Raw genomic sequence first — 22,393 nt, forward strand, 5'->3', positions numbered from 1 at the left:
TGATGATTGCCAACAAGAGGACAAAGGCGGCAATCGTCAAAAGGTTAATAATCTGCGTAATTTTTAAACTCGTTGTGTCGGAGGGGTTATGACCGACGATAAAAAATAACGAGGATTCAGTCATGAGTAACGCGATTACGATGGGTATTCTTTGGCATTTGATAGGTGCAGCCAGTGCAGCCTGTTTCTATGCCCCGTTCAAACAAGTCAAACATTGGTCATGGGAAACGATGTGGTCGGTTGGCGGGATCGTCTCCTGGCTTATCCTGCCATGGACCATCAGCGCCATGTTGCTTCCCAACTTCTGGGCCTACTTCAGTTCTTTCAGCCTCTCCACGCTGGCACCGGTATTCCTGTTTGGAGCGATGTGGGGGATCGGTAATATCAACTATGGCCTGACCATGCGCTATCTCGGCATGTCGATGGGGATTGGTATTGCGATTGGTATTACCCTGATTGTCGGCACGCTGATGACCCCTATCATCAACGGTAACTTTGATGTGCTGATCAACACCGATGGCGGGCGCATGACGCTACTGGGCGTATTGGTCGCGCTGATCGGCGTGGGCATTGTGACCCGCGCAGGACAGTTGAAAGAACGTAAAATGGGCATCAAAGCAGAAGAGTTCAACCTGAAGAAGGGGCTGGTGCTGGCGGTAATGTGCGGCATTTTCTCTGCCGGGATGTCCTTTGCGATGAACGCGGCGAAACCCATGCACGATGCCGCCGCCGCGCTGGGCGTTGATCCGCTGTATGTCGCGCTACCAAGCTATGTCGTCATCATGGGCGGCGGCGCGTTAGTCAACCTGGGCTTCTGTTTTATTCGTCTGGCAAAAGTGAAAGATCTTTCGATAAAAGCCGACTTCTCGTTAGCCAAACCGCTGATCATTACCAACGTGCTACTGTCCGCGCTCGGTGGCCTGATGTGGTATCTGCAATTTTTCTTCTACGCCTGGGGCCACGCTCGCATTCCGGCGCAGTATGATTATGTCAGTTGGATGCTGCACATGAGCTTCTATGTCCTGTGTGGCGGTATTGTTGGTCTGGTGCTGAAAGAGTGGAAAAACGCGGGCCGCCGTCCGATCAGCGTACTGAGCCTCGGCTGCGTGGTCATTATTCTCGCGGCAAATATTGTTGGTCTGGGGATGGCCAGTTAATCATGCGGGCTGCTGAGATGACGCCACTGGCTCGGCGTCATCCCGGTTTCTCGCGTGAATACCACCGAAAAGTAATTACTGTCTTCAAAGCCGCAGCGCATAGAAATTTCACTGATCATCAGCCTACTGTGTTTGAGCAGATACTGAGCATGGCAAACCCGTACCTGGCGGAGATACTGGTTGATGGTCATCCCGGTCTGGCTGCGAAACTGCTGACGCAAAACTCGCTCACTGCACTGTTCCTGCTCACAGAATTTATCCAGCGCAAAGGCATGTTCATGACTCCCGGCCAACGCGGTAATCAGCTTATCCAACAACGTTTCACTTGATGTCGATGGAAGCGTATCCGTGGCATAGCGGTGCCGTTTGAAATGAGTCACCAGTTGCCCAAACAGCAACTCGGCCATTTCAAAAGCCAGCGGGTCACGCTGATTACTCTCATGCTCAAGCTGACTAATTATCTGCCGGGCCTGGGACATACCCGCGCTACCAAGCCGCCAGTGGGGCTGTCGCGGCGAGCCGTTAAATCCTGGGATCGCGCTTTCCCAGCCGACATTCAGCGTCAGCCGTTCCGGGCAGTAAATGATATTTTGCAGGACGAGATCGTTAACTGAGGTGTAGGAGTGTTTGTCTTCGGCACGGATATAAAACAGATCGCCACGGGTTATCCGGTACGGGCGATCGTTGAGAACATGCAGGCCATTGCCGCGCCAGACCAGCACCAGCTCGCAAAACTCGTGAGTATGCTCAGCGAAGACATCCTGCGGATAACGATCGGCCACGGCGACAGCCTGCTGCTCATGCGCAAAAAAGTCTGATTTCAAAAGGATTAGCTGATTCGCCATCACAATATTCCCTGCCGGATAGCGGCTACGTGTCACGTAATCTGTAGGCCGGATAAGGCGTAGCCGCCATCCGGCGTTAAGGAACAAGATTATCTGAGATTCGGCGGTAAAAAACGTTGATAGCTTTCGCGTTACTGGAGGCTGCTTCCAGTAATGACATCGCGTCCCTGTCGGATATCGCGCGGCGACCAGTTAAACTCCCGGCGAAACAGCGTCGAAAAATGGTTACTGTCACCAAACCCGCAGCGATAAGCGATGTCCGTCACGCTGTCATCACTGTGACGTAGCAAATGGCGGGCTTTGATAAGCCGTAGGCGGTTGAGATAGCGCTGTGGCGTCAGCCCGGTCTGTTGTTTAAGCTGGCGGTGCAAAGTACGTAAAGAGAGCGAAAACTGCTCGGCTATGGCTTCCCAGCACACTTCATCGGCAAAATTGTCCTCCAGCCATGCCAGTAGTTGGTTCAGCCGCGCATCATTATCTGTTGCCGCTTCCATCAGGCTGCTTTTACGCAACAGCACCAACAACTGCATGAACAAGATCTCACGGTTTGCCGCTGTTGGCGTATCCATTGCCTCTCCAAGATTTTCCATTTGCCCCACCAGATGCCGAACCTGCTGCAACACGCTCTGATTCACCCGCCAGTGTGACAGATATTGCCCATTCAACTCCTGGGGTAACAACTGATTCAGCCCGGCCAAAAACTGAAATGCATCCGGGGAACGATACAGAATATTGGTCAGACACAGGTTGTCAGTATGTTCATATAAGTGTCTGTCATGATCGCGGACAAAACACACCGTTCCCCCGCCAATGGTATAAGGCTGTCCATTGAACACATGAATTCCCGTACCATGTTCAACCACTACAATTTCATGAAAATCATGATGATGCTCTGGAAAAGCAGGCTGAGGAAGCCGGGGCTCAATCGCCACGGGCGCTTTACCTGTCGGAAAAAAATCCACGCAATGCAATACGGTCATGATGACATCCCCCCCGATCAAATGGACATGGCTGAATAGTAATTAAGGGTTATCACCCTCACCTTAAATTTTTGACGCCAAAGTGCGTAAACACGGTCAATTCTTCAAGAAATAGCAGGAAAGATCGGGAATTGCGGAAGGGGTCACATCAGGTGAAATCGTCCCTATTAGTAGAAACTGTGAACGCTATCACGTTCACCTTTGCCATGCTGCCAGCCGCGTATTGTCGCTGTCACTAACAAGAAGGTACGCCATTTCACGGGTTCTTAGACTGAGTGCAATGAAACTCAGAAGGACCTCGCTATGACTCTTCGCCATTGTGCCGCTGTTGATCTCGGTGCATCCAGTGGACGCGTAATGTTGGCGCGTTACGACAGTGAACACCGTACCCTGACACTGCGTGAAATCCACCGCTTTGTTAACTGCCTGCAAAAAACAGACGGTTTTGACACCTGGGACATCGACAGCCTGGAAAACGACATTCGCCTCGGTCTGCAGAAAGTCTGCGATCAAGGCATTCGGATCGACAGCATCGGCATTGATACCTGGGGTGTGGATTATGTCCTGATCGGTAAAAACGGTCAGCGTGTTGGGTTGCCAGTCTCTTATCGCGATAGCCGCACGAACGGCATTATGTCACGAGCCATGACGCAGCCAGGTAAAAGTGAAATCTATCGCCGTAGCGGCATTCAGTTTCTACCCTTTAATACCCTGTATCAGCTCCGCGCGCTGGTCGAGCAGCAACCGGAACTGCTCCCCCAGGTGGCGCATGCCCTGCTGATCCCAGATTACTTCAGCTATCGCCTGACCGGAGAAATGAACTGGGAATATACCAACGCCACCACCACCCAGTTAGTCAATATCAACACCGACGACTGGGACGAAACCCTGCTGGCCTGGAGCGGTGCCGACACAACGTGGTTTGGCCGCCCCACGCATCCGGGGAACGTAATTGGCCACTGGATTTGCCCGCAGAAAAATCAAATTCCGGTGGTTGCCGTCGCCAGTCACGACACGGCCAGCGCGGTCATTGCTTCTCCGCTGGCCGATAAAAATAGTGCCTATCTCTCTTCCGGTACCTGGTCGCTGATGGGCTTCGAAAGCAGAACACCGTATACCAACGATGCGGCGCTGGCGACGAACATCACCAACGAAGGGGGCGCGGAAGGGCGCTACCGCGTGCTGAAAAACATCATGGGGCTGTGGCTACTTCAGCGCGTGTTAAAAGAGCGACAGATAACCGACCTGCCAGCGCTTATCGCCCAAACGCAAGCGCTGCCGGCCTGTCAGTTCCTGATAAACCCCAACGACGATCGCTTTATTAATCCCGACGATATGAGTGCGGAAATTCAGGCGGCCTGTCGTGAATCAGGCCAGCCCGTTCCCCAGCAAAACGCCGAACTGGCGCGCTGTATCTTCGACAGCCTGGCATTGCTGTACGCCGATATCCTGCAGGAACTGGCTGAGCTTCGCGGCGAAGTATTTCACCAACTGCACATCGTGGGTGGTGGGTGCCAGAACGCATTACTCAACCAACTTTGCGCGGATGCCTGCGGTATTCGTGTCATATCCGGGCCTATTGAGGCCTCCACGCTCGGCAATATTGGCGTCCAGTTGATGACGCTGGACGAGCTTAACAACGTCGATGATTTCCGTCAGGTGGTACGCGCTAACTACGACCTGACCACCTTCATTCCCAATCCTGAAAGTGAAATTGCCCGCCACAAAGCGCAGTTTCAACCATTACGACAGACAAAGGAGCTTTGCGCATGACCACTCAACTTGAACAAGCCTGGGAACTGGCAAAACTGCGTTTCGCCGCGGTAGGTATTGATGTCGAGGCAGCCTTGCGCCAGCTCGATCGTCTGCCGGTCTCCATGCACTGCTGGCAGGGCGACGACGTCGCCGGATTCGAAAACCCGGAAGGTTCGCTCACGGGTGGTATTCAGGCTACCGGCAACTATCCGGGCAAAGCGCGTAACGCCAGCGAACTGCGGGACGATCTGGAGCAGGCGCTGAGCCTGATCCCGGGTCCAAAACGTCTGAATTTGCATGCGATCTATCTGGAGTCTGATACGCCAGTTGCCCGCGACCAAATCAAACCTGAACACTTTAAAAACTGGGTTGAGTGGGCAAAAGTGAACCGCTTAGGGCTTGATTTCAACCCGTCCTGCTTCTCGCATCCGCTGAGCGCCGACGGCTTCACGCTGGCCCACGCCGATGACACCATTCGCCAGTTCTGGATTGACCACTGCAAAGCCAGCCGTCGCGTCTCGGCGTATTTTGGCGAGCAGTTGGGTACGCCATCAGTGATGAACATCTGGATCCCGGATGGCATGAAAGACATCACTGTTGATCGTTTAGCACCGCGCCAACGCCTGCTGGACGCGCTGGACGAAGTGATCAGCGAGAAATTCGACCCGGCGCACCACATCGATGCCGTCGAGAGCAAACTGTTTGGTATTGGCGCAGAAAGCTATACCGTCGGCTCCAACGAATTCTATATGGGTTACGCCACCAGCCGCCAGACCGCGCTGTGCCTGGATGCAGGTCACTTCCACCCAACAGAAGTGATCTCCGACAAAATCTCCGCCGCCATGCTGTACGTGCCGCGCCTGCTGCTGCACGTCAGCCGTCCGGTGCGTTGGGACAGCGATCACGTGGTGCTGCTGGATGATGAAACACAGGCGATTGCCAGCGAGATCGTGCGCCACAACCTGTTTGACCGCGTACACATCGGCCTCGACTTCTTCGACGCCTCCATTAACCGCATCGCCGCGTGGGTGATCGGCACCCGCAATATGAAAAAAGCCCTGCTGCGCGCGCTGTTAGAACCGACCGGGCAATTGCGTCAGCTCGAAGCCAGCGGCGACTACACCGCACGTCTGGCTCTGCTGGAAGAGCAAAAATCGCTGCCGTGGCAGGCCGTCTGGGAGATGTATTGCCAGCGTCACGACACGCCAGCGGGCAGCCAGTGGCTGGACAGCGTGCGCACTTATGAAAAAGAGATTTTGAGCAAACGTAGCTAACCGCATCGCCTGACCTGTAGGCCGGATAAAACGCCCCGCGTCGCCATCCGGCAATGAATAAAACACGATTGCCGGATGGCGCTTCGCTTATCCGGCCTACGTAAGACCCGATAACGTTCGGGCAATAAATGGGAACACCGAACATGCAAAACATGACCACTTCCTGGTTCGTCCAGGGGATGATTAAAGCCACTTCCGATGCCTGGCTGAAAGGCTGGGACGAACGCAACGGCGGCAACCTGACACTGCGCCTGGATGAGGCAGATATTGCGCCATTTAGCGCCGATTTCCACGAAAAACCGCGCTATATCGCGCTGAGCCAGCCGATGCCGCTGCTGGCGAATACGCCGTTTATCGTCACCGGTTCGGGGAAATTTTTCCGCAACGTCCAGCTCGATCCGGCAGCCAATTTGGGCGTGGTGAAAATCGACAGCGATGGCGCGGGTTACCACATTCTGTGGGGGCTGACCCACGAAGCCGTGCCGACCTCCGAACTGCCCGCGCACTTCCTTTCCCACTGCGAGCGCATTAAAGCCACCAATGGCAAAGACCGCGTGATCATGCACTGCCATGCCACCAACCTGATCGCCCTGACCTACGTACTGGAAAACAATACCGCGCTGATGACCCGTAAGCTGTGGGAAGGCAGCACCGAGTGTCTGGTGGTGTTCCCGGATGGCGTCGGTATTCTGCCGTGGATGGTGCCTGGTACGGATGAAATCGGTCAGGCCACCGCAGAAGAAATGCAGAAACATTCGCTGGTACTGTGGCCATTCCACGGCGTGTTCGGCAGTGGCCCCACCCTCGACGAAGCGTTCGGTTTGATCGATACCGCAGAGAAATCCGCTGAGGTTCTGGTCAAGATTTACTCGATGGGCGGTATGAAGCAGACCATTACGCGTGAAGAGCTGGTAGCACTTGGCAAACGCTTCGGCGTGACGCCGCTGGCAAGCGCCATAGAGCTGTACTGATACCTCCCCACTCAACGTCGGATGCGGCTTCGCCTTATCCGGCCTACATGACGGTGCGCATTTCACCGTAGGCCCGATAAGCGTAGCGCCATCGGGCACCAGGGAATTTTTTTAAGGAGAATAATGATGAGCTTTATGTTGGCACTGCCAAAAATTAGCCTGCATGGCGCCGGCGCGATTGCCGATATGGTGAACCTCGTGGCGAATAAGCAATGGGGCAAAGCGCTGATCGTCACCGATGGTCAACTGGTAAAGCTGGGCCTGTTGGATAGCATGTTTGCCGCGCTGGATGAACATCAGATGTCTTACCACCTGTTTGATGAGGTGTTTCCAAACCCGACGGAAGCGCTGGTGCAGAAAGGCTTTGCGGCGTACCAGGACGCAGAGTGTGATTACATCATCGCTTTCGGCGGCGGCAGCCCGATCGATACCGCCAAAGCGGTGAAGATCCTGACCGCCAACCCAGGCCCTTCCACTGCTTACTCCGGCGTGGGAAAAGTGAAAAATGCGGGCGTACCGCTGGTCGCCATCAATACCACCGCCGGAACGGCAGCAGAGATGACCAGTAATGCGGTCATTATCGACTCAGCCCGCAAGGTTAAAGAGGTGATCATCGACCCGAATATCATCCCGGATATCGCCGTGGATGACGCCAGCGTCATGCTGGACATCCCGGCTTCCGTCACCGCTGCAACCGGCATGGACGCCCTGACCCACGCCATTGAAGCCTATGTCTCCGTCGGCGCACATCCATTGACCGATGCCAACGCGTTAGAAGCGATTCGTCTGATCAACCTATGGCTACCGAAAGCGGTCGATGAGGGTCATAACCTCGACGCCCGTGAGCAAATGGCGTTTGGTCAGTATCTGGCGGGTATGGCATTCAATAGCGCTGGCCTGGGTCTGGTGCATGCGCTGGCACACCAGCCGGGCGCAACGCACAACCTGCCGCACGGCGTCTGCAACGCCATCCTGCTGCCGGTAATCGAAAACTTTAATCGCCCCAACGCCGTGGCACGCTTTGCCCGCGTGGCGCAGGCAATGGGCGTCGATACGCACGGTATGAGCGATGAAGCGGCCAGCATGGAGGCCATCAACGCGATTCGTGCACTCAGCAAGCGTGTCGGTATTCCTGCGGGCTTTAGTTCACTTGGCGTGACGAAAGAGGATATTGAGGGCTGGCTGGATAAAGCGTTGGCCGATCCGTGTGCGCCGTGCAACCCGCGCACCGCCAGCCGCGACGAGGTCCGCGAGCTGTATCTGGAGGCGTTATGATCCGCAAGGCCTTTATAATGCAGGTGAATGCCGATGCGCACGTTGAGTATCAACGTCGGCACAATCCCATCTGGCCAGAACTGGCAGCGGTGCTGAAAGCCCACGGCGCACATCACTATGCGATTTATCTCGACGAGGAGCGCAATCTGCTGTTCGCCACCGTTGAGATCGAGTCCGAAGCGCGCTGGAATGCTGTCGCCGAGACTGAGGTTTGCCAGCGTTGGTGGAAGCATATGCGCGATGTAATGCCGGCAAACCCGGACAACAGCCCGGTCAGCGCAGAGCTAAAAGAAGTGTTTTATTTGCCGTAAGTCGTGTGCCCGGTGGCGCAAGCTTACCGGGCCTACGGTTCTATTTTTTCCAGGTCGGATAAGCGATAGCGCCATCCGGCAGTTTCAATTTTGTTCAGAAACCAGAATCGCCTGGGTGTCCGGCTCCAGTGCTTTAAAGATATGCGCCTGGTCAGCGGGGTAACAAATATAGTCGCCCTCGCCTAACTCCTCCGGCGCTTCCGTCAATCCCACCATCGCCTTACCCTGCGTCACAATAATATGCTCCACCGATCCCGGTGGATGTGGCTGTGAAATACGGTCCGCACCGGGTTGCGTCAGCAGCAAATAGATATCCCGCCGCGCGCCCGGTGGGCAAGCTGCCAATAAAATCGCCTGATAATGGGCCTGTTCCGCCACCACTTTTGTCCCTTCGCCACGGCGAATCACCTGCGTTTTTTGCTCCTGCGGTTCCAGTAATCGGGCAAAGGGGATATCCAGCGCCACACACAGTGACCACAGCGTTTCCAGGCTAGGATTTCCATTACCGGCTTCCAACTGCGAAAGCGTAGATTTTGCAATCCCTGCGCGGCGCGCAATCTCCGCCAACGACAAACCGGTACGCTGACGTTCGCGCACCAGACTCTTCGCAATCATACTGATGGGTTGGGTCATATTCGACTCTTTGTTTTTTATATCGAACGAATCGTTCGACTTGTAAAGCAAACCTGTTCCGTTCATTATAATGGAAATTCGTTCGATATGGCTAAAACAGTATGAAACATTATTTTTCCAGCCTCAAAGGCGACACGATTAAAGCGATATTTTTAGTGTGCCTGGCCGTCGGCGTGGTAGGCATGTCCTACGGTTCGCTGGCAATGGCTTACGGCTTCCCGATTTGGGTGCCCTTTGTACTCTCGATTACAGTGCTGGCCGGGGCTTCTGAATTTATGTTTATCGGTATTATCGCCAGCGGCGGAAATCCGTTGGCGGCAGCGGCGGCCGGGTTACTGGTGAATGCCCGACATGTACCGTTTGGCGTGACGGTACGCGATCTGGTCGGCACTCGCGCCGCTGGCTTTCTCGGCTGCCATATCATGAACGATGAAAGCGTGGTGTTCGGCCTGTCGCAAAAAACACCGGAACAACGTAAAGCCGCCTACTGGTTATGCGGCCTGGGCGTCGCCATTTTCTGGCCGATTGGCACACTGATCGGTGCCGGTGTCGGCAAGCTGCTCCCTGCACCTGAAACCATTGGGCTGGATGCCGTTTTCCCTGCCATTTTGTTGGCCTTAGTGGTTCCGGCCTTTAAAAACCGCACCACGCTCATCCGTGCCTGTAGCGGGGCCGCATTGTCACTCGCGTCCGTACCTTTCGCACCGGTAGGCTTGCCGGTACTGCTCTCACTGTTTGGCTTACTGGCGAGGAAAAAATAATGGGTAACATGACGCTGTTTATCGTCGGTATCGCCGTATTGTCTTTGGGTACATATTTAATGCGCTTAGGGGGAGCAAAACTGGGAGGCCGTTTAGCCTTTTCTGAACGTTCACAGGCGTTGCTTTCTGATGCTGCAACGGTGTTACTGTTCTCCGTCGCGCTGGCAACCACCTTTTATGAAGGCGAACACTTTGCCGGCATGGCGCGCGTACTCGGTGTGGGTTTTGCGGTGTTTCTCGCCTGGCGTAAGCTGCCGCTGATTGTGGTGATCGTTGCCGCCGCAGTGGTGACTGCGTTGTTAAGAATGGCTGGTATGCACTAAAAATAGCATTACCCTGGCAAAATATTCGTCAGGGTAATCGCCTGTGGCGTTGTGTGTTTTACTCCACAAAACCAGGCGCTAACTCTGCCTAAAATTGTCACGCCCCGCAGACATATTGCTGCTCATCTCTTCGCCATCTCATCGTTAAAATCACATCAAACAGTTTTTAACGGAATCCCACCATGACAGCCCTTACAGCTAACTGTATTGACCTGAATATTCAGGGGAATAGCGTTTATGCCATCCTCAAGCAACTGGCGGATATGGCGTTTCAGAATGGTTATGTCTCCGATCGCAGCGCCTTCCTACAAACCCTATTGCTGCGCGAAAAGCTGCACTCTACTGGCTTTGGATCCGGCATCGCCGTCCCTCACGGTAAAAGCCCCTGCGTTAGGCAGCCTTTCGTCTTGTTCGCGCGTAAATCAGAAAACGTGGACTGGAAAGCCAGCGACGGCGAAGACGTTAACTGCTGGATCTGCCTCGGCGTACCGCAAACCGGCGAAGATGATCAGGTCAAAATTATCGGCACCCTGTGCCGCAAAATCATCCACGACGATTTTATCAACCAGCTGAAACAGGGCGACGCCAGCCAGGTGCTCGCCCTGCTCAATCAGACCTTAACCTCATAAGGAAGCGGCTATGGAGTCATCCTTACGTTTAGTGGCGATCACCAACTGTCCGGCAGGTATCGCTCACACTTATATGGTGGCGGAAGCGCTGGAACAAAAAGCGCGCGCACTCGGCCACACCATTAACGTTGAAACTCAGGGTTCAAGCGGCGTCGAAAACCGCCTGACAACCGAAGATATTGCCGCCGCCGATTACGTTATTCTGGCGACGGGTCGTGGATTAAGCGGTGAGGATCGCGCGCGTTTCGCCGGGAAAAAAGTCTATGAGATTGCCATTTCCCAGGCGCTGAAAAATATCGACCAGATTTTCACCCAGTTGCCGACGCATTCGCAGCTGTTTGCCGCCGACAGCAGCGTGAGGCTGGGTAAACAGGAGGTTCAGCAGGGCAGCGTGATGAGTCACCTGATGGCGGGCGTTTCCGCCGCGCTGCCGTTTGTTATCGGCGGGGGTATTCTGGTCGCCATCGCCAATATGCTCGTTCAGTTCGGTTTGCCCTACATCGATATGTCGAAAGGCGCACCTTCGTTTACCTGGATTGTCGAATCGGTAGGCTATCTGGGTTTTACCTTTATGATCCCAATTATGGGCGCGTATATCGCATGGTCGATTGCCGATAAGCCGGCTTTCGCTCCCGCATTTCTGGTCTGTTATCTGGCAAATGATAAAGGCCTGCTCGGTACCCAGTCCGGGGCGGGGTTTCTCGGTGCGGTAGTGCTGGGGCTGGCGATCGGTTACTTCGTGCTGTGGTTTCGCAAAGTTAAGCTCGGCAAAGCGCTGCAGCCGCTGCTGGGTTCCATGTTGATCCCGTTCATCACCCTACTGGTGTTTGGCGTACTGACTTATTACGTCATCGGCCCGGTAATGTCTGACATCATGGGCGGCCTGCTGCACTTCCTGAACACCATTCCGCCGTCTATGAAAATGGGCGCGGCTTTCCTCGTTGGCGCGATGCTGGCGTTTGATATGGGCGGGCCAATCAACAAAACCGCCTGGTTCTTCTGCTTCTCGCTGCTGGAAAAGCATATCTATGACTGGTACGCCATCGTCGGGGTGGTAGCCCTGATGCCGCCCGTCGCGGCGGGCATTGCCACCTATATCGCACCAAAACTGTTTACCCAACAGGAGAAAGCCGCCGCCAGTAGCGCGATTGTGGTGGGTGCAACCGTCGCCACCGAACCGGCGATCCCTTACGCATTGGCTGCGCCGCTACCGATGATTACCGCCAATACGCTCTCCGGCGGTATTACCGGTATGCTGGTCATCGCCTTTGGAATCAAACGCCTCGCGCCAGGTTTAGGTATCTTTGATCCGCTGATCGGCCTGATGTCTCCAGTGGGCTCATTTTACCTGGTGCTGGCTATCGGCCTGGCGCTGAACATTTCGTTAATTATCATTCTGAAAGGATTGTGGCTGAGACGTAAAGCAAAAGCCGCGCAGCAGGAGCTTGCCCATGAACATTGAGTTACTTCAGCAGTTATGTGAAGCCAGCGCCGTCAGCGGTGATGAGCAGGACGTTCGCGCACTTCTCATTAATGCGCTGGATCCCAGCGTCGATGAAATCACCTTCGACGGCCTCGGCAGCTTTGTCGCCCGCAAAGGAAACCGTGGGCCGAAGGTTGCCATCGTTGGGCACATGGATGAAGTGGGCTTTATGATTACACATATCGACAATAGCGGCTTTTTGCGCTTCACCACCATTGGCGGTTGGTGGAGCCAGTCGATGCTGAACCACCGGGTCACCATTCGTACCCGTAAAGGCGTTAAAATCCCTGGCATCATCGGCTCCGTCGCTCCGCACGCCTTAACGGAAAAGCAGAGACAGCAGCCGCTGACCTTTGACGAGATGTTTATTGATATTGGCGCGAGCAGCCGTGAAGAGGTGGAAAAACGCGGGATTGCGATCGGTGACTTCAGTAGCCCGGAAGCCAACTTCGCTCGCTGGGGCGAAGATAAGATCGTCGGTAAAGCGCTGGATAACCGCGTCGGCTGCGCCCTGATGGCAGAGCTTCTACAAACCGTCGATAACCCTGAAATTACCCTGTACGGCGTGGGCAGCGTGGAAGAAGAAGTCGGGTTGCGCGGGGCACAAACTTCAGCGGAGCATATCAAGCCCGACGTGGTGATCGTGCTGGATACGGCGGTGGCGGGCGACGTACCAGGAATCGACAATATTAAATACCCCTTGAAGCTGGGCGATGGCCCTGGCCTGATGCTGTTCGATAAGCGATATTTTCCCAATCAGCAACTGGTCGCCGCGTTAAAAGAGTGTGCCAAAAGGAGCGATGCGCCTTTGCAGTTCTGTACCATGAAAACCGGGGCGACGGACGGTGGGCGCTATAACGTGATGGGTGGTGGTCGCCCGGTGGCGGCGCTCTGTCTGCCGACTCGCTATCTCCACGCCAACAGCGGCATGATTTCCGCAGCAGATTACGACGCGCTGTTTACGCTGGTGCGTGAGCTGTTGACCTCGCTGACGGCAGAGAAAGTGAAATCCTTCACCGACTTTCGCCAGGTGAACAATACACAAACTCATTCGAGTTGCATCAAGGCGGCAAATGAATGAATCCCTGGGAACGTACAAATAGTACGTGACCAGGGTGAGTGAATGCAGCCAACGCAGAAGCAACTTGAAAGAGGAAGTGTATATGTTATCGGAACGCCAGTTAAAAATTGTGGATATTCTTGAACAACAGCCGTGTCCGTTGGGCGAGCTGGCGCGACAAACTGGCGTTTCAGGCAGAACCATCCTGCGTGATATTGATTACCTCAACTTTACCCTCAGTGGTAAGGCCCGTATTCAGCCTGGCGGCAACGCGGGCTATCAACTGGATATCGTCGACAGGCGCAGTTTTTTCCAGCTTCTGCAACGTCATGATAATGATGATCGGTTGCTGGCGTTTCTGTTAATCAATACCTTCACACCCCGGGTACAGCTGGCCTCAGCGCTTAATTTGCCCGAAACCTGGGTGGCCGACCGCCTCCTACGTTTGAAGCAGCGCTATGAGCGTGCCTTTTGCCTGGCCAGCCGCCCGGGCGTCGGTCATTTCATTGATGAACCGGAAGAAAAGCGCATTATCCTGCTGGCAAATCTGCTCAAAAAAGATCCTCTCCTGATTCCACTGCCGGGTATGACCCGAGACAACATTGACAGGCTTAATGCCGCATGTGCAAAACTGAATGAATTCCCGCTCATTTCGGGAGAATACCTGGCAAGCCTGGTGCTGGCAGTCTACGCCCTGCGTAATCAGCTCTCCGGCTCATGGCCGGAATGTCGGTATGCATCATTGAAAAATGTGGTGGAACAAGGTGGTGTTTACCTGGGCGAGAACGCCTTCAGAACACTGAACGGTCTTCTGGAAATCAGGCAACGGCAGGCAATGACCATCTCGGCCGATGCGGTGACCTGTTTGTTAAAAAGCGTTCCCGGCATCGCTGCGTTGAACGTTATCGATACCCAACTGGTTGATAATATTACCGGCCACTTGCTGAGATGCATCTCTGCCCCGGTTTGGGTACCGGAACATCGCCAGAGCAGTATGCATAACCTGAGGTCTACCTGGCCGGCTGCTTTCGATTTGAGTCTGCGTTTTATTGCCCTGCTGCGTGAAAAACTGGATATCCCCCTGTTTGATAGCGACCTCATCGGGCTTTACTTCGCCTGCGCGCTGGAACGACATCAAAACGAGCGGCAGCCCGTCATTTTGTTATCCGACCAGAATGCTATCGCCACCATCAACCAACAGGCCATTGAGCGAGATGTGCTGAATTGTCGGGTGATCATTGCGCGAAATACAAGTGAAATCAGCGCCATCAGTGAAGAAGTTGCCCCATTGTTAATCATCAACAATAGCCATTACTTACTCGATGACTCAATAAAAAATACATTAACCATCAAGAACATTATCACCGCTGCAGGTACCGAACAGATCAAACACTTCCTCGCGACAGCCTTTATCCGCCAGCAGCCCGAGCGATTCTTTTTACAGCAGGGTAGCTTCCATTACGCCAATAAGAAGGACGAAAGCTGGCAGAGCATCATTGGTCGGATCTGCGGGCAGCTTGTGGCACAGAGCCACATCAGCGAGGACGAAGCGCTGCGCATTTGCGCCCGAGAACATGAAGGCGAAAACCTGATAGTGAATCGCCTGGCGATCCCTCATTGCTGGAGCGAACAGGGGCGTCGCTTTCGTGGTTTCTTTGTCACTCTCGCGCACCCTCTTCAGGTGAATAACGAACCGGTCAGCCATGTACTCATCACCTGTGCCGCCGCCGAAGTCAGGCATGAACTAAAAATCTTTAGTTTTTTATCCAGCGTATTGAGCAGCCATCCGTCAGAAACTATTGCGGGATTGAAAAGCTATGACACGTTTCTGGCATTGCTCAGGCAGTGAATGCCGGAAACGAAAAAAGCGCCTCAAGGGCGCTCTTTCGACAGTACTAAGGTCTTTTATTTCAGCAGTTCAGCGGTCATATGCACGCGGTTGCCAGTGTATGCCTGAGTAATTTTGTAATCGCTGGCTCCTGCGCGTTCAGCCTGAGCGGCAATTTTTGCTTCGGCGCTTTCCAGCGTAGAACCGGTTGCGGTAACTGTCTGAGCAGCGAAAGAACCGAAAGAAGTAGCCAGAGCGATAACTGCGACAAAAGTTTTGATGCTTTTCATGATATAAACCCTTTAACTTAGTTGTTTGAGTAAGGCACCGTGCCTTGATGTGATAAATAATAGCCCTCACATCACACAACTAAAAGCGGAAGGATTTGCCAGTCTTATTCAAATTAATTGAATATTTTTATTCAGCTATCAGACGCTCGGGGTGTGTATAAATCGTCGCCCTGCCCGGTTTACAAAAGCCCACCAGCGTCAGGTTGCAACGTTCGGCAACTTCTACCGCCAGTGTTGTCGCGGCAGACACAGCAAACAAAATCTCCACGCCACACATCGCCGACTTTTGCACCATCTCGTAGCTGGCTCGGCTGGAAACTAACACCGCGCCCTGTTGCCAGGTTTCCCCTTCGATTGCACGTCGACCCAACAGTTTATCCAGCGCAACATGACGCCCAACATCTTCATGACCCCCTACCAGATGGCCTGACGGCTGTACCCAGGCCGCCGCGTGCGTGCAGCCTGTCAGTTGCCCCACGGGCTGGAAATCAGGGAGATGCCTTAAGGCGTTATCAAGATGTGCCAGATCGAATGTCTGGGTAAACGGCAGCGGCTGGACTGGCTTGCCAATGTCATTGAGTTGTTCAACGCCGCAAACGCCACAACCGGTACGACCGGCCAGCGCACGACGTCGCTCCTTCAACCCCATAAAACGACGGCTGGACAGCTCAACCTGCACTTCTAATCCGTTACAGGAAGGAACCACTTCCATTGCGTAGATATCCTGCGGGCGCTCAATAATGCCTTCAGAAAGTGAAAAGCCCATCGCAAAGTGCTCAAGATCTTTCGGTGACGCCATCATCACCACGTGCGAAATCCCGTTGTAAACCAACGCAACCGGTACTTCTTCAGCGACGACATCCGGCTGAGGATGTTGCAAATCCTCGCGTTTCCAGAGGGTCAGCTGGCGCGATCCTGTCAAAGCCGTCACATTTTTGATGTTTTCTCGAATAATCTTATTCACTTTCTTTTAACCATATTGGAACACACATACCAACATTGTGGTATTCTTTACAAACCCCTCCTGGACGGAGGGAAATTCACCCAATTCTGGACCTTTGCGGTCCCGTCCGCAAAGAAAAAAACAACCACTTCCCTCGCGCTCGAGTAACGGAAAAGTGAAGGGAACGTGACAATGTCGAAACAAGGAGCGAACCATGCAGGTCAGCAGAAGGCAGTTCTTTAAGATCTGCGCTGGCGGTATGGCAGGCACCACGGCAGCGGCACTGGGTTTTGCACCCGGCGTAGCGCTCGCGGAAACACGGCAATATAAACTGCTGCGTACCCGCGAAACCCGTAATACCTGCACTTACTGTTCCGTTGGCTGTGGACTGTTAATGTACAGTCTCGGTGACGGCGCAAAAAACGCCAAAGCATCCATCTTCCATATCGAAGGGGACCCGGATCACCCGGTGAACCGTGGCGCGCTGTGCCCGAAAGGGGCAGGACTAGTGGACTTCATCCACTCAGAAAGCCGTCTGAAATTCCCGGAATACCGCGCACCAGGCTCTGATAAGTGGCAACAGATTAGCTGGGATGAGGCATTTGACCGCATCGCTAAGCTGATGAAAGAAGACCGCGACGCAAACTACGTTGCACAAAACGCCGAAGGCGTAACCGTTAACCGCTGGCTTTCCACCGGGATGCTGTGTGCTTCCGCGTCCAGTAACGAAACCGGCTATTTAACGCAAAAATTCTCCCGCGCGCTGGGTATGCTCGCGGTCGACAACCAGGCACGCGTCTGACACGGACCAACGGTAGCAAGTCTTGCTCCAACATTTGGTCGCGGTGCGATGACCAACCACTGGGTCGACATTAAAAACGCCAACCTCATTGTGGTGATGGGCGGTAACGCCGCTGAAGCTCACCCGGTCGGGTTCCGCTGGGCGATGGAAGCCAAAATTCACAACGGTGCGAAGCTGATTGTGATCGATCCGCGCTTTACGCGAACCGCAGCGGTGGCTGATTTCTATGCGCCGATTCGTTCCGGTACTGACATTGCCTTCTTGTCAGGCGTCTTGCTGTACCTGCTGAACAACGAAAAATTCAACCGCGAATACACTGAAGCCTATACCAACGCCAGCCTGATCGTGCGTGAGGATTACGGTTTCGAAGATGGCCTGTTCACTGGCTACGACGCGGACAAACGCAAGTATGACAAAACCAGCTGGAACTACGAACTGGATGAAAAAGGCTTCGCTAAACGCGATGTCACCCTGCAACACCCGCGCTGTGTGTGGAACCTGCTGAAACAGCACGTTTCCCGCTACACGCCGGATGTCGTAGAAAACATCTGCGGTACGCCGAAGGCTGATTTCCTGAAAGTGTGCGAATACATCGCAGAAACCAGCGTCAAAGACAAAACCGCGTCGTTCCTGTATGCGCTCGGCTGGACGCAGCACTCCGTGGGTGCGCAGAACATCCGTACCATGGCGATGATCCAGTTGCTGCTTGGCAACATGGGGATGGCTGGCGGCGGCGTTAACGCCCTGCGCGGTCACTCCAACATTCAGGGGCTGACCGACTTAGGCCTGCTGTCACAAAGCCTGCCGGGCTATATGACGCTGCCGAGCGAAAAACAGACTGACCTGCAAACCTACCTTGCCGCCAACACGCCAAAACCGTTGCTGGAAGGTCAGGTGAACTACTGGGGTAACTACCCGAAATTCTTCGTTTCGATGATGAAAGCCTTCTTTGGCGATAAAGCGACAGCGGAAAACAGCTGGGGCTTCGACTTGCTGCCGAAGTGGGACAAAGGGTACGACGTGCTGCAGTACTTCGAGATGATGAACCAGGGCAAAGTGAATGGCTATATCTGCCAGGGCTTTAACCCGGTCGCGTCATTCCCGAATAAAAACAAGGTCGTGGCTTCACTGTCCAAACTGAAATTCCTGGTCACCATCGACCCACTCAACACCGAGACGTCTACCTTCTGGCAGAACCACGGTGAGTCGAACGATGTTGACCCGTCGAAAATCCAGACCGAAGTATTCCGTCTGCCGTCCACCTGCTTCGCCGAAGAGAACGGTTCTATCGTCAACTCCGGTCGCTGGTTGCAGTGGCACTGGAAAGGCGCGGACGCCCCGGGGATTGCCGTTACCGATGGTGAAATCCTCGCCGGTATCTTCCTGCGCATGCGCAAGATGTATGCCGAGCAGGGTGGCGCGAACCCGGAACAGGTGCTGAGCATGACCTGGAACTACTCCACACCACACGAACCGGCTTCGGAAGAAGTGGCGATGGAGAGCAACGGTAAAGCGCTGGCCGACATTACCGACCCGGCAACAGGTGCAGTCATCGTCAAGAAAGGCCAACAGCTTAGCTCGTTCGCCCAACTGCGAGACGACGGCACCACTTCCAGTGGCTGCTGGATTTTTGCCGGGAGCTGGACGCCGGAAGGCAACCAGATGGCACGTCGCGATAACGCCGACCCGTCAGGTCTTGGCAATACGCTGGGCTGGGCATGGGCGTGGCCGCTCAACCGACGCATTCTGTATAACCGCGCGTCTGCTGACCCGCAGGGGAATCCGTGGGATCCAAAACGTCAGATCCTGAAATGGGATGGGGCGAAATGGAGCGGGATGGATATTCCGGACTACAGCGCCGCCGCACCTGGCAGCAACGTTGGGCCGTTCATCATGCAGCCGGAAGGGATGGGACGCCTGTTTGCTATCGATAAGATGGCGGAAGGTCCGTTCCCGGAACACTACGAGCCGTTTGAAACGCCGCTGGGGACTAACCCGCTGCACCCGAACGTCATCTCTAACCCTGCCGCGCGCATCTTTAAAGGTGACGCACAAGCACTGGGTAAAGCAGATAAATTCCCGTACGTCGGTACGACCTATCGTCTGACCGAGCACTTCCACTACTGGACCAAGCATGCGCTGCTCAATGCCATCGCACAGCCGGAACAGTTTGTGGAAATTGGCGAGAAGCTGGCGAATAAGCTCGGTATCTCTCATGGCGATACCGTCAAAGTCTCCTCTAACCGCGGCTACATTAAAGCCAAAGCAGTGGTGACTAAACGTATTCGCACGCTGAAGGCCAACGGTCAGGATATCGACACCATCGGTATTCCGATTCACTGGGGCTACGAAGGTGTGGCGAAAAAAGGCTTTATCGCTAACACGTTAACGCCATTCGTCGGTGATGCGAACACGCAGACGCCGGAATTTAAGTCCTTCCTCGTGAACGTGGAAAAGGTGGATACCCAATAGATTTCAGATTGCAGGCAGGCGGTGACGCCAGGCATTCCGGGAGCGTAGAAAACTACGTGACTGGAATGCCGAAGGAAACCAACGAACCTGCAAACTGAAAGATGAAGGGTAAACGGAGACGAATTATGGCTTATCAAACTCAAGATATTATCCGCCGTTCTGCGACCAACAGTTTCACCCCCGCGCCTCAGGCGCGGGATCACCAGGAAGAGGTGGCGAAGCTTATCGACGTCACCACCTGTATTGGCTGTAAAGCGTGTCAGGTGGCCTGTTCGGAATGGAACGACATCCGTGATGAAGTGGGCAACAACGTTGGGGTGTACGACAACCCGGCTGATTTGACCGCTAAATCCTGGACGGTAATGCGCTTCTCAGAAGTGGAACAGAACGACAAACTGGAGTGGCTTATCCGCAAGGATGGCTGTATGCACTGTGCCGATCCGGGCTGTCTGAAGGCGTGTCCGGCTGAAGGCGCAATCATTCAGTATGCCAACGGTATCGTCGACTTCCAGTCCGAGCAGTGTATCGGCTGTGGCTACTGTATCGCAGGCTGTCCGTTCGATGTGCCGCGCCTCAACCCGGAAGACAACCGCGTCTACAAATGTACGCTGTGCGTTGACCGTGTCGTGGTCGGGCAAGAACCGGCCTGCGTGAAAACCTGCCCAACCGGCGCGATTCATTTCGGCACCAAAGAGTCGATGAAAACGCTGGCAGGCGAGCGTGTGGTGGAGCTGAAAACGCGTGGTTACGAAAACGCGGGTCTGTACGATCCGGCAGGCGTTGGCGGTACGCACGTCATGTACGTATTGCACCATGCTGACAAGCCGAATCTGTATCACGGCCTGCCGGAGAACCCGGAAATCAGCGCCACCGTGAAATTCTGGAAAGGCATCTGGAAACCTCTCGCAGCCGTCGGCTTTGCAGCGACATTTGCGGCCAGTATCTTCCACTACGTCGGTGTAGGCCCGAACCGCGCGGAAGAGGAAGAAGACAACCTGCATGAAGAAAAAGACGAGGTGCGCAAATGAAACGACGTGACACCATCGTGCGCTACACGGCGCCGGAACGCATCAACCACTGGGTAACCGCCTTCTGCTTCATTCTGGCGGCAGTGAGCGGGATGGGCTTTCTCTTCCCGTCTTTTAACTGGCTGATGCACATCATGGGCACTCCGCAACTGGCGCGAATTGTGCACCCGTTTGTCGGCGTTGTCATGTTTGCCTCGTTTATCATTATGTTTTTCCGTTACTGGCACCACAATCTAATCAATCGGGATGATATCTTTTGGGCGAAGAATATTCGTAAGATTGTCGTCAACGAGGAAGTAGGTGACACGGGACGTTATAACTTCGGCCAGAAATGCGTATTCTGGGCGGCGATTATCTTCCTGGTCCTGTTGCTGGTGAGCGGAGTGGTCATCTGGCGTCCATATTTTGCGCCTGCTTTCTCAATCCCGGTGATCCGATTCGCGTTAATGCTGCATTCATTTGCCGCAGTAGCGTTAATTGTGGTTATCATGGTGCACATTTACGCCGCCCTTTGGGTGAAAGGCACCATTACCGCGATGGTGGAAGGATGGGTTACCAGTTCATGGGCGAAGAAACATCACCCGCGCTGGTACCGTGAAGTCCGAAAGACAACGGAAAAGAAAACTGAATGAGTATTCGCATAATCCCGCAAGATGAGCTGGAGAAGAGCGAGAAACGCACGGCGGATATGATTCCGCCGTTATTATTCCCCAGACTCAAAAATTTGTATAACCGCCGCGCTGAACGTCTGCGCGAGCTGGCCGAAAGCAACCCGCTGGGCGATTACCTGCGCTTTGCCGCGCTGATCGCCCACGCGCAGGAAGTGGTGCTATACGACCATCCACTGCAGATGGACCTGACCGCGCGCATCAAAGAAGCGAACGATCAGGGCAAACCGCCGCTGGATATCCACGTCCTGCCACGCGACAAGCACTGGCAAAAGCTGCTGCAGTCGTTGATTGCTGAGCTGAAGCCAGAGATGAGCGGTCCGGCGCTCGCCGTGATCGAGAATCTGGAAAAAGCCTCAGAGCAGGAGCTGGAGCTGATGGCCAGCGCGCTGTTTGCCTCCGATTTTGCCTCCGTCAGCAGCGACAAAGCACCGTTCATTTGGGCTGCCCTGTCGCTCTACTGGGCGCAGATGGCAAGCCTGATCCCCGGCAAAGCCCGTGCGGAATACGGTGAACAGCGTCAGTACTGCCCGGTGTGTGGTTCAATGCCGGTCTCCAGCATGGTGCAAATCGGTACCACCCAGGGTCTGCGTTATCTGCACTGCAACCTGTGCGAAACCGAGTGGCACGTGGTGCGCGTGAAGTGCAGCAACTGTGAGCAGAGCCGTGACTTGAACTACTGGTCACTGGATAACGAACAGTCGGCGATCAAAGCTGAAAGCTGCGGCGACTGTGGGACTTACCTGAAGATTCTCTATCAGGAAAAAGACCCGAAAGTCGAAGCCGTGGCCGACGATCTCGCTTCACTGATGCTGGACGCGCACATGGAGCAGGAGGGCTTTGCCCGCAGTTCCATCAACCCGTTCCTGTTCCCGGGTGAAGGGGAGTAAGGTCTTCACACTACC

21 protein-coding genes are annotated in these 22,393 nt (G+C 54.4%); 16 read left to right on the top strand and 5 right to left on the bottom strand.

What is annotated here, in order from left to right:
- Positions 1-122: 122 nt before the first annotated feature.
- Positions 123-1,157: an L-rhamnose/proton symporter RhaT gene (rhaT, locus tag OGX91_RS13500; protein ID WP_005121768.1), complete on the top strand. Its 1,035-nt coding sequence runs from the start codon at positions 123-125 to the stop codon at positions 1,155-1,157.
- On the opposite strand, the gene rhaR is transcribed toward rhaT, so the two are convergent.
- A complete protein-coding gene (rhaR, locus tag OGX91_RS13505; RefSeq protein WP_005121771.1) occupies positions 1,154-2,002 on the bottom strand; it encodes an HTH-type transcriptional activator RhaR in 849 nt (282 codons plus the stop codon). The two genes, rhaT and rhaR, sit on opposite strands and share 4 nt — an antisense overlap.
- Positions 2,003-2,133: 131 nt before the next feature.
- The gene (rhaS, locus tag OGX91_RS13510) at positions 2,134-2,982 is read right to left on the bottom strand and encodes an HTH-type transcriptional activator RhaS (protein ID WP_155022020.1); all 849 of its coding nucleotides are present in this window, start codon (positions 2,980-2,982) and stop codon (positions 2,134-2,136) included.
- A 303-nt stretch (positions 2,983-3,285) separates the two neighbouring features.
- Here rhaS and rhaB point away from each other — a divergent pair, with 303 nt between their 5' ends.
- The 5 genes from rhaB to rhaM all read left to right on the top strand — a co-directional run bounded on the left by rhaB (position 3,286) and on the right by rhaM (position 8,568).
- Positions 3,286-4,755 carry a rhamnulokinase gene (rhaB, locus tag OGX91_RS13515; protein WP_286626520.1) on the top strand — a complete coding sequence of 490 codons (1,470 nt, stop codon included), beginning with the start codon at positions 3,286-3,288 and terminating at the stop codon, positions 4,753-4,755.
- A complete protein-coding gene (gene rhaA / locus OGX91_RS13520) occupies positions 4,752-6,011 on the top strand; it encodes an L-rhamnose isomerase (RefSeq protein WP_005121780.1) in 1,260 nt (419 codons plus the stop codon). The genes rhaB and rhaA overlap by 4 nt, the downstream gene beginning before the upstream one ends.
- 143 nt (positions 6,012-6,154) lie before the next feature.
- Positions 6,155-6,982, top strand: coding sequence for a rhamnulose-1-phosphate aldolase (rhaD, locus tag OGX91_RS13525; protein ID WP_005121783.1), 828 nt, complete (start codon positions 6,155-6,157; stop codon positions 6,980-6,982).
- A 126-nt stretch (positions 6,983-7,108) separates the two neighbouring features.
- Entirely contained in the window at positions 7,109-8,257 is a 1,149-nt protein-coding gene (gene fucO / locus OGX91_RS13530; protein ID WP_286626547.1) for a lactaldehyde reductase, read from the top strand.
- On the top strand, positions 8,254-8,568 hold the full coding sequence (gene rhaM / locus OGX91_RS13535; protein ID WP_155022022.1) for an L-rhamnose mutarotase: 315 nt from the start codon (positions 8,254-8,256) through the stop codon (positions 8,566-8,568). The genes fucO and rhaM overlap by 4 nt, the downstream gene beginning before the upstream one ends.
- A gap of 84 nt (positions 8,569-8,652) precedes the next feature.
- Here rhaM and OGX91_RS13540 read toward each other — a convergent pair whose 3' ends face one another.
- Positions 8,653-9,201: a helix-turn-helix domain-containing protein gene (locus tag OGX91_RS13540; protein WP_003028726.1), complete on the bottom strand. Its 549-nt coding sequence runs from the start codon at positions 9,199-9,201 to the stop codon at positions 8,653-8,655.
- A 101-nt stretch (positions 9,202-9,302) separates the two neighbouring features.
- Between OGX91_RS13540 and OGX91_RS13545 the strand changes: the two genes are divergently transcribed.
- From OGX91_RS13545 to OGX91_RS13570, 6 genes are all read left to right on the top strand, one after another.
- On the top strand, positions 9,303-9,962 hold the full coding sequence (locus tag OGX91_RS13545) for an AzlC family ABC transporter permease (RefSeq protein ID WP_040233068.1): 660 nt from the start codon (positions 9,303-9,305) through the stop codon (positions 9,960-9,962).
- On the top strand, positions 9,962-10,285 hold the full coding sequence (locus tag OGX91_RS13550; protein WP_005121797.1) for an AzlD domain-containing protein: 324 nt from the start codon (positions 9,962-9,964) through the stop codon (positions 10,283-10,285). Before OGX91_RS13545 ends, OGX91_RS13550 begins: the two co-directional genes overlap by 1 nt.
- A gap of 182 nt (positions 10,286-10,467) precedes the next feature.
- Positions 10,468-10,914 carry a PTS fructose transporter subunit IIA gene (locus tag OGX91_RS13555; protein ID WP_005121799.1) on the top strand — a complete coding sequence of 149 codons (447 nt, stop codon included), beginning with the start codon at positions 10,468-10,470 and terminating at the stop codon, positions 10,912-10,914.
- Positions 10,915-10,924: 10 nt separating this feature from the next.
- Positions 10,925-12,376, top strand: a complete 1,452-nt coding sequence (locus tag OGX91_RS13560) for a PTS fructose-like transporter subunit IIBC (protein ID WP_149692165.1) — start codon at positions 10,925-10,927, stop codon at positions 12,374-12,376.
- On the top strand, positions 12,366-13,478 hold the full coding sequence (locus OGX91_RS13565; RefSeq protein WP_286626527.1) for an aminopeptidase: 1,113 nt from the start codon (positions 12,366-12,368) through the stop codon (positions 13,476-13,478). The genes OGX91_RS13560 and OGX91_RS13565 overlap by 11 nt, the downstream gene beginning before the upstream one ends.
- An 82-nt stretch (positions 13,479-13,560) precedes the next feature.
- Positions 13,561-15,306: a putative frv operon regulatory protein gene (locus OGX91_RS13570; RefSeq protein ID WP_286626529.1), complete on the top strand. Its 1,746-nt coding sequence runs from the start codon at positions 13,561-13,563 to the stop codon at positions 15,304-15,306.
- A gap of 56 nt (positions 15,307-15,362) precedes the next feature.
- Here the strand turns inward: OGX91_RS13570 and OGX91_RS13575 are convergent, their stop codons facing one another.
- Together OGX91_RS13575 and fdhD are read right to left on the bottom strand one after the other, a co-directional pair.
- Positions 15,363-15,575 (bottom strand): YdgH/BhsA/McbA family protein, encoded by a 213-nt coding sequence (locus OGX91_RS13575; protein WP_003825262.1) that lies wholly within the window; start codon positions 15,573-15,575, stop codon positions 15,363-15,365.
- 127 nt (positions 15,576-15,702) lie between these two features.
- Positions 15,703-16,539, bottom strand: coding sequence for a formate dehydrogenase accessory sulfurtransferase FdhD (fdhD, locus tag OGX91_RS13580; protein WP_005121813.1), 837 nt, complete (start codon positions 16,537-16,539; stop codon positions 15,703-15,705).
- Between the two features lie 193 nt (positions 16,540-16,732).
- Here fdhD and fdnG point away from each other — a divergent pair, with 193 nt between their 5' ends.
- The 4 genes from fdnG (at position 16,733) to fdhE (ending at position 22,378) form a co-directional block, all read left to right on the top strand.
- A complete protein-coding gene (gene fdnG / locus OGX91_RS13585; RefSeq protein ID WP_188232348.1) occupies positions 16,733-19,792 on the top strand; it encodes a formate dehydrogenase-N subunit alpha in 3,060 nt (1,019 codons plus the stop codon).
- A gap of 125 nt (positions 19,793-19,917) precedes the next feature.
- Entirely contained in the window at positions 19,918-20,820 is a 903-nt protein-coding gene (fdoH, locus tag OGX91_RS13590; protein ID WP_005121817.1) for a formate dehydrogenase O subunit beta, read from the top strand.
- A complete protein-coding gene (gene fdoI, locus OGX91_RS13595) occupies positions 20,817-21,452 on the top strand; it encodes a formate dehydrogenase cytochrome b556 subunit (protein ID WP_005121818.1) in 636 nt (211 codons plus the stop codon). Before fdoH ends, fdoI begins: the two co-directional genes overlap by 4 nt.
- A complete protein-coding gene (gene fdhE / locus OGX91_RS13600) occupies positions 21,449-22,378 on the top strand; it encodes a formate dehydrogenase accessory protein FdhE (RefSeq protein ID WP_005121819.1) in 930 nt (309 codons plus the stop codon). The genes fdoI and fdhE overlap by 4 nt, the downstream gene beginning before the upstream one ends.
- Positions 22,379-22,393: the final 15 nt, after the last annotated feature.

This window comes from Citrobacter sp. Cpa228 (genome assembly GCF_030333085.1).
Classification (GTDB): Bacteria; Pseudomonadota; Gammaproteobacteria; order Enterobacterales; family Enterobacteriaceae; genus Citrobacter; species Citrobacter pasteurii.

What these genes read in the sequence shown, in the direction of transcription:
- rhaT (WP_005121768.1), top strand. Translation starts at nt 123, where the DNA reads ATGAGTAACGCGATTACGATGGGTATTCTTTGGCATTTGATAGGTGCA.
- rhaR (WP_005121771.1), bottom strand. Translation starts at nt 2,002, where the DNA reads ATGGCGAATCAGCTAATCCTTTTGAAATCAGACTTTTTTGCGCATGAG.
- rhaS (WP_155022020.1), bottom strand. Translation starts at nt 2,982, where the DNA reads ATGACCGTATTGCATTGCGTGGATTTTTTTCCGACAGGTAAAGCGCCC.
- rhaB (WP_286626520.1), top strand. Translation starts at nt 3,286, where the DNA reads ATGACTCTTCGCCATTGTGCCGCTGTTGATCTCGGTGCATCCAGTGGA.
- rhaA (WP_005121780.1), top strand. Translation starts at nt 4,752, where the DNA reads ATGACCACTCAACTTGAACAAGCCTGGGAACTGGCAAAACTGCGTTTC.
- rhaD (WP_005121783.1), top strand. Translation starts at nt 6,155, where the DNA reads ATGCAAAACATGACCACTTCCTGGTTCGTCCAGGGGATGATTAAAGCC.
- fucO (WP_286626547.1), top strand. Translation starts at nt 7,109, where the DNA reads ATGAGCTTTATGTTGGCACTGCCAAAAATTAGCCTGCATGGCGCCGGC.
- rhaM (WP_155022022.1), top strand. Translation starts at nt 8,254, where the DNA reads ATGATCCGCAAGGCCTTTATAATGCAGGTGAATGCCGATGCGCACGTT.
- OGX91_RS13540 (WP_003028726.1), bottom strand. Translation starts at nt 9,201, where the DNA reads ATGACCCAACCCATCAGTATGATTGCGAAGAGTCTGGTGCGCGAACGT.
- OGX91_RS13545 (WP_040233068.1), top strand. Translation starts at nt 9,303, where the DNA reads ATGAAACATTATTTTTCCAGCCTCAAAGGCGACACGATTAAAGCGATA.
- OGX91_RS13550 (WP_005121797.1), top strand. Translation starts at nt 9,962, where the DNA reads ATGGGTAACATGACGCTGTTTATCGTCGGTATCGCCGTATTGTCTTTG.
- OGX91_RS13555 (WP_005121799.1), top strand. Translation starts at nt 10,468, where the DNA reads ATGACAGCCCTTACAGCTAACTGTATTGACCTGAATATTCAGGGGAAT.
- OGX91_RS13560 (WP_149692165.1), top strand. Translation starts at nt 10,925, where the DNA reads ATGGAGTCATCCTTACGTTTAGTGGCGATCACCAACTGTCCGGCAGGT.
- OGX91_RS13565 (WP_286626527.1), top strand. Translation starts at nt 12,366, where the DNA reads ATGAACATTGAGTTACTTCAGCAGTTATGTGAAGCCAGCGCCGTCAGC.
- OGX91_RS13570 (WP_286626529.1), top strand. Translation starts at nt 13,561, where the DNA reads ATGTTATCGGAACGCCAGTTAAAAATTGTGGATATTCTTGAACAACAG.
- OGX91_RS13575 (WP_003825262.1), bottom strand. Translation starts at nt 15,575, where the DNA reads ATGAAAAGCATCAAAACTTTTGTCGCAGTTATCGCTCTGGCTACTTCT.
- fdoH (WP_005121817.1), top strand. Translation starts at nt 19,918, where the DNA reads ATGGCTTATCAAACTCAAGATATTATCCGCCGTTCTGCGACCAACAGT.
- fdoI (WP_005121818.1), top strand. Translation starts at nt 20,817, where the DNA reads ATGAAACGACGTGACACCATCGTGCGCTACACGGCGCCGGAACGCATC.
- fdhE (WP_005121819.1), top strand. Translation starts at nt 21,449, where the DNA reads ATGAGTATTCGCATAATCCCGCAAGATGAGCTGGAGAAGAGCGAGAAA.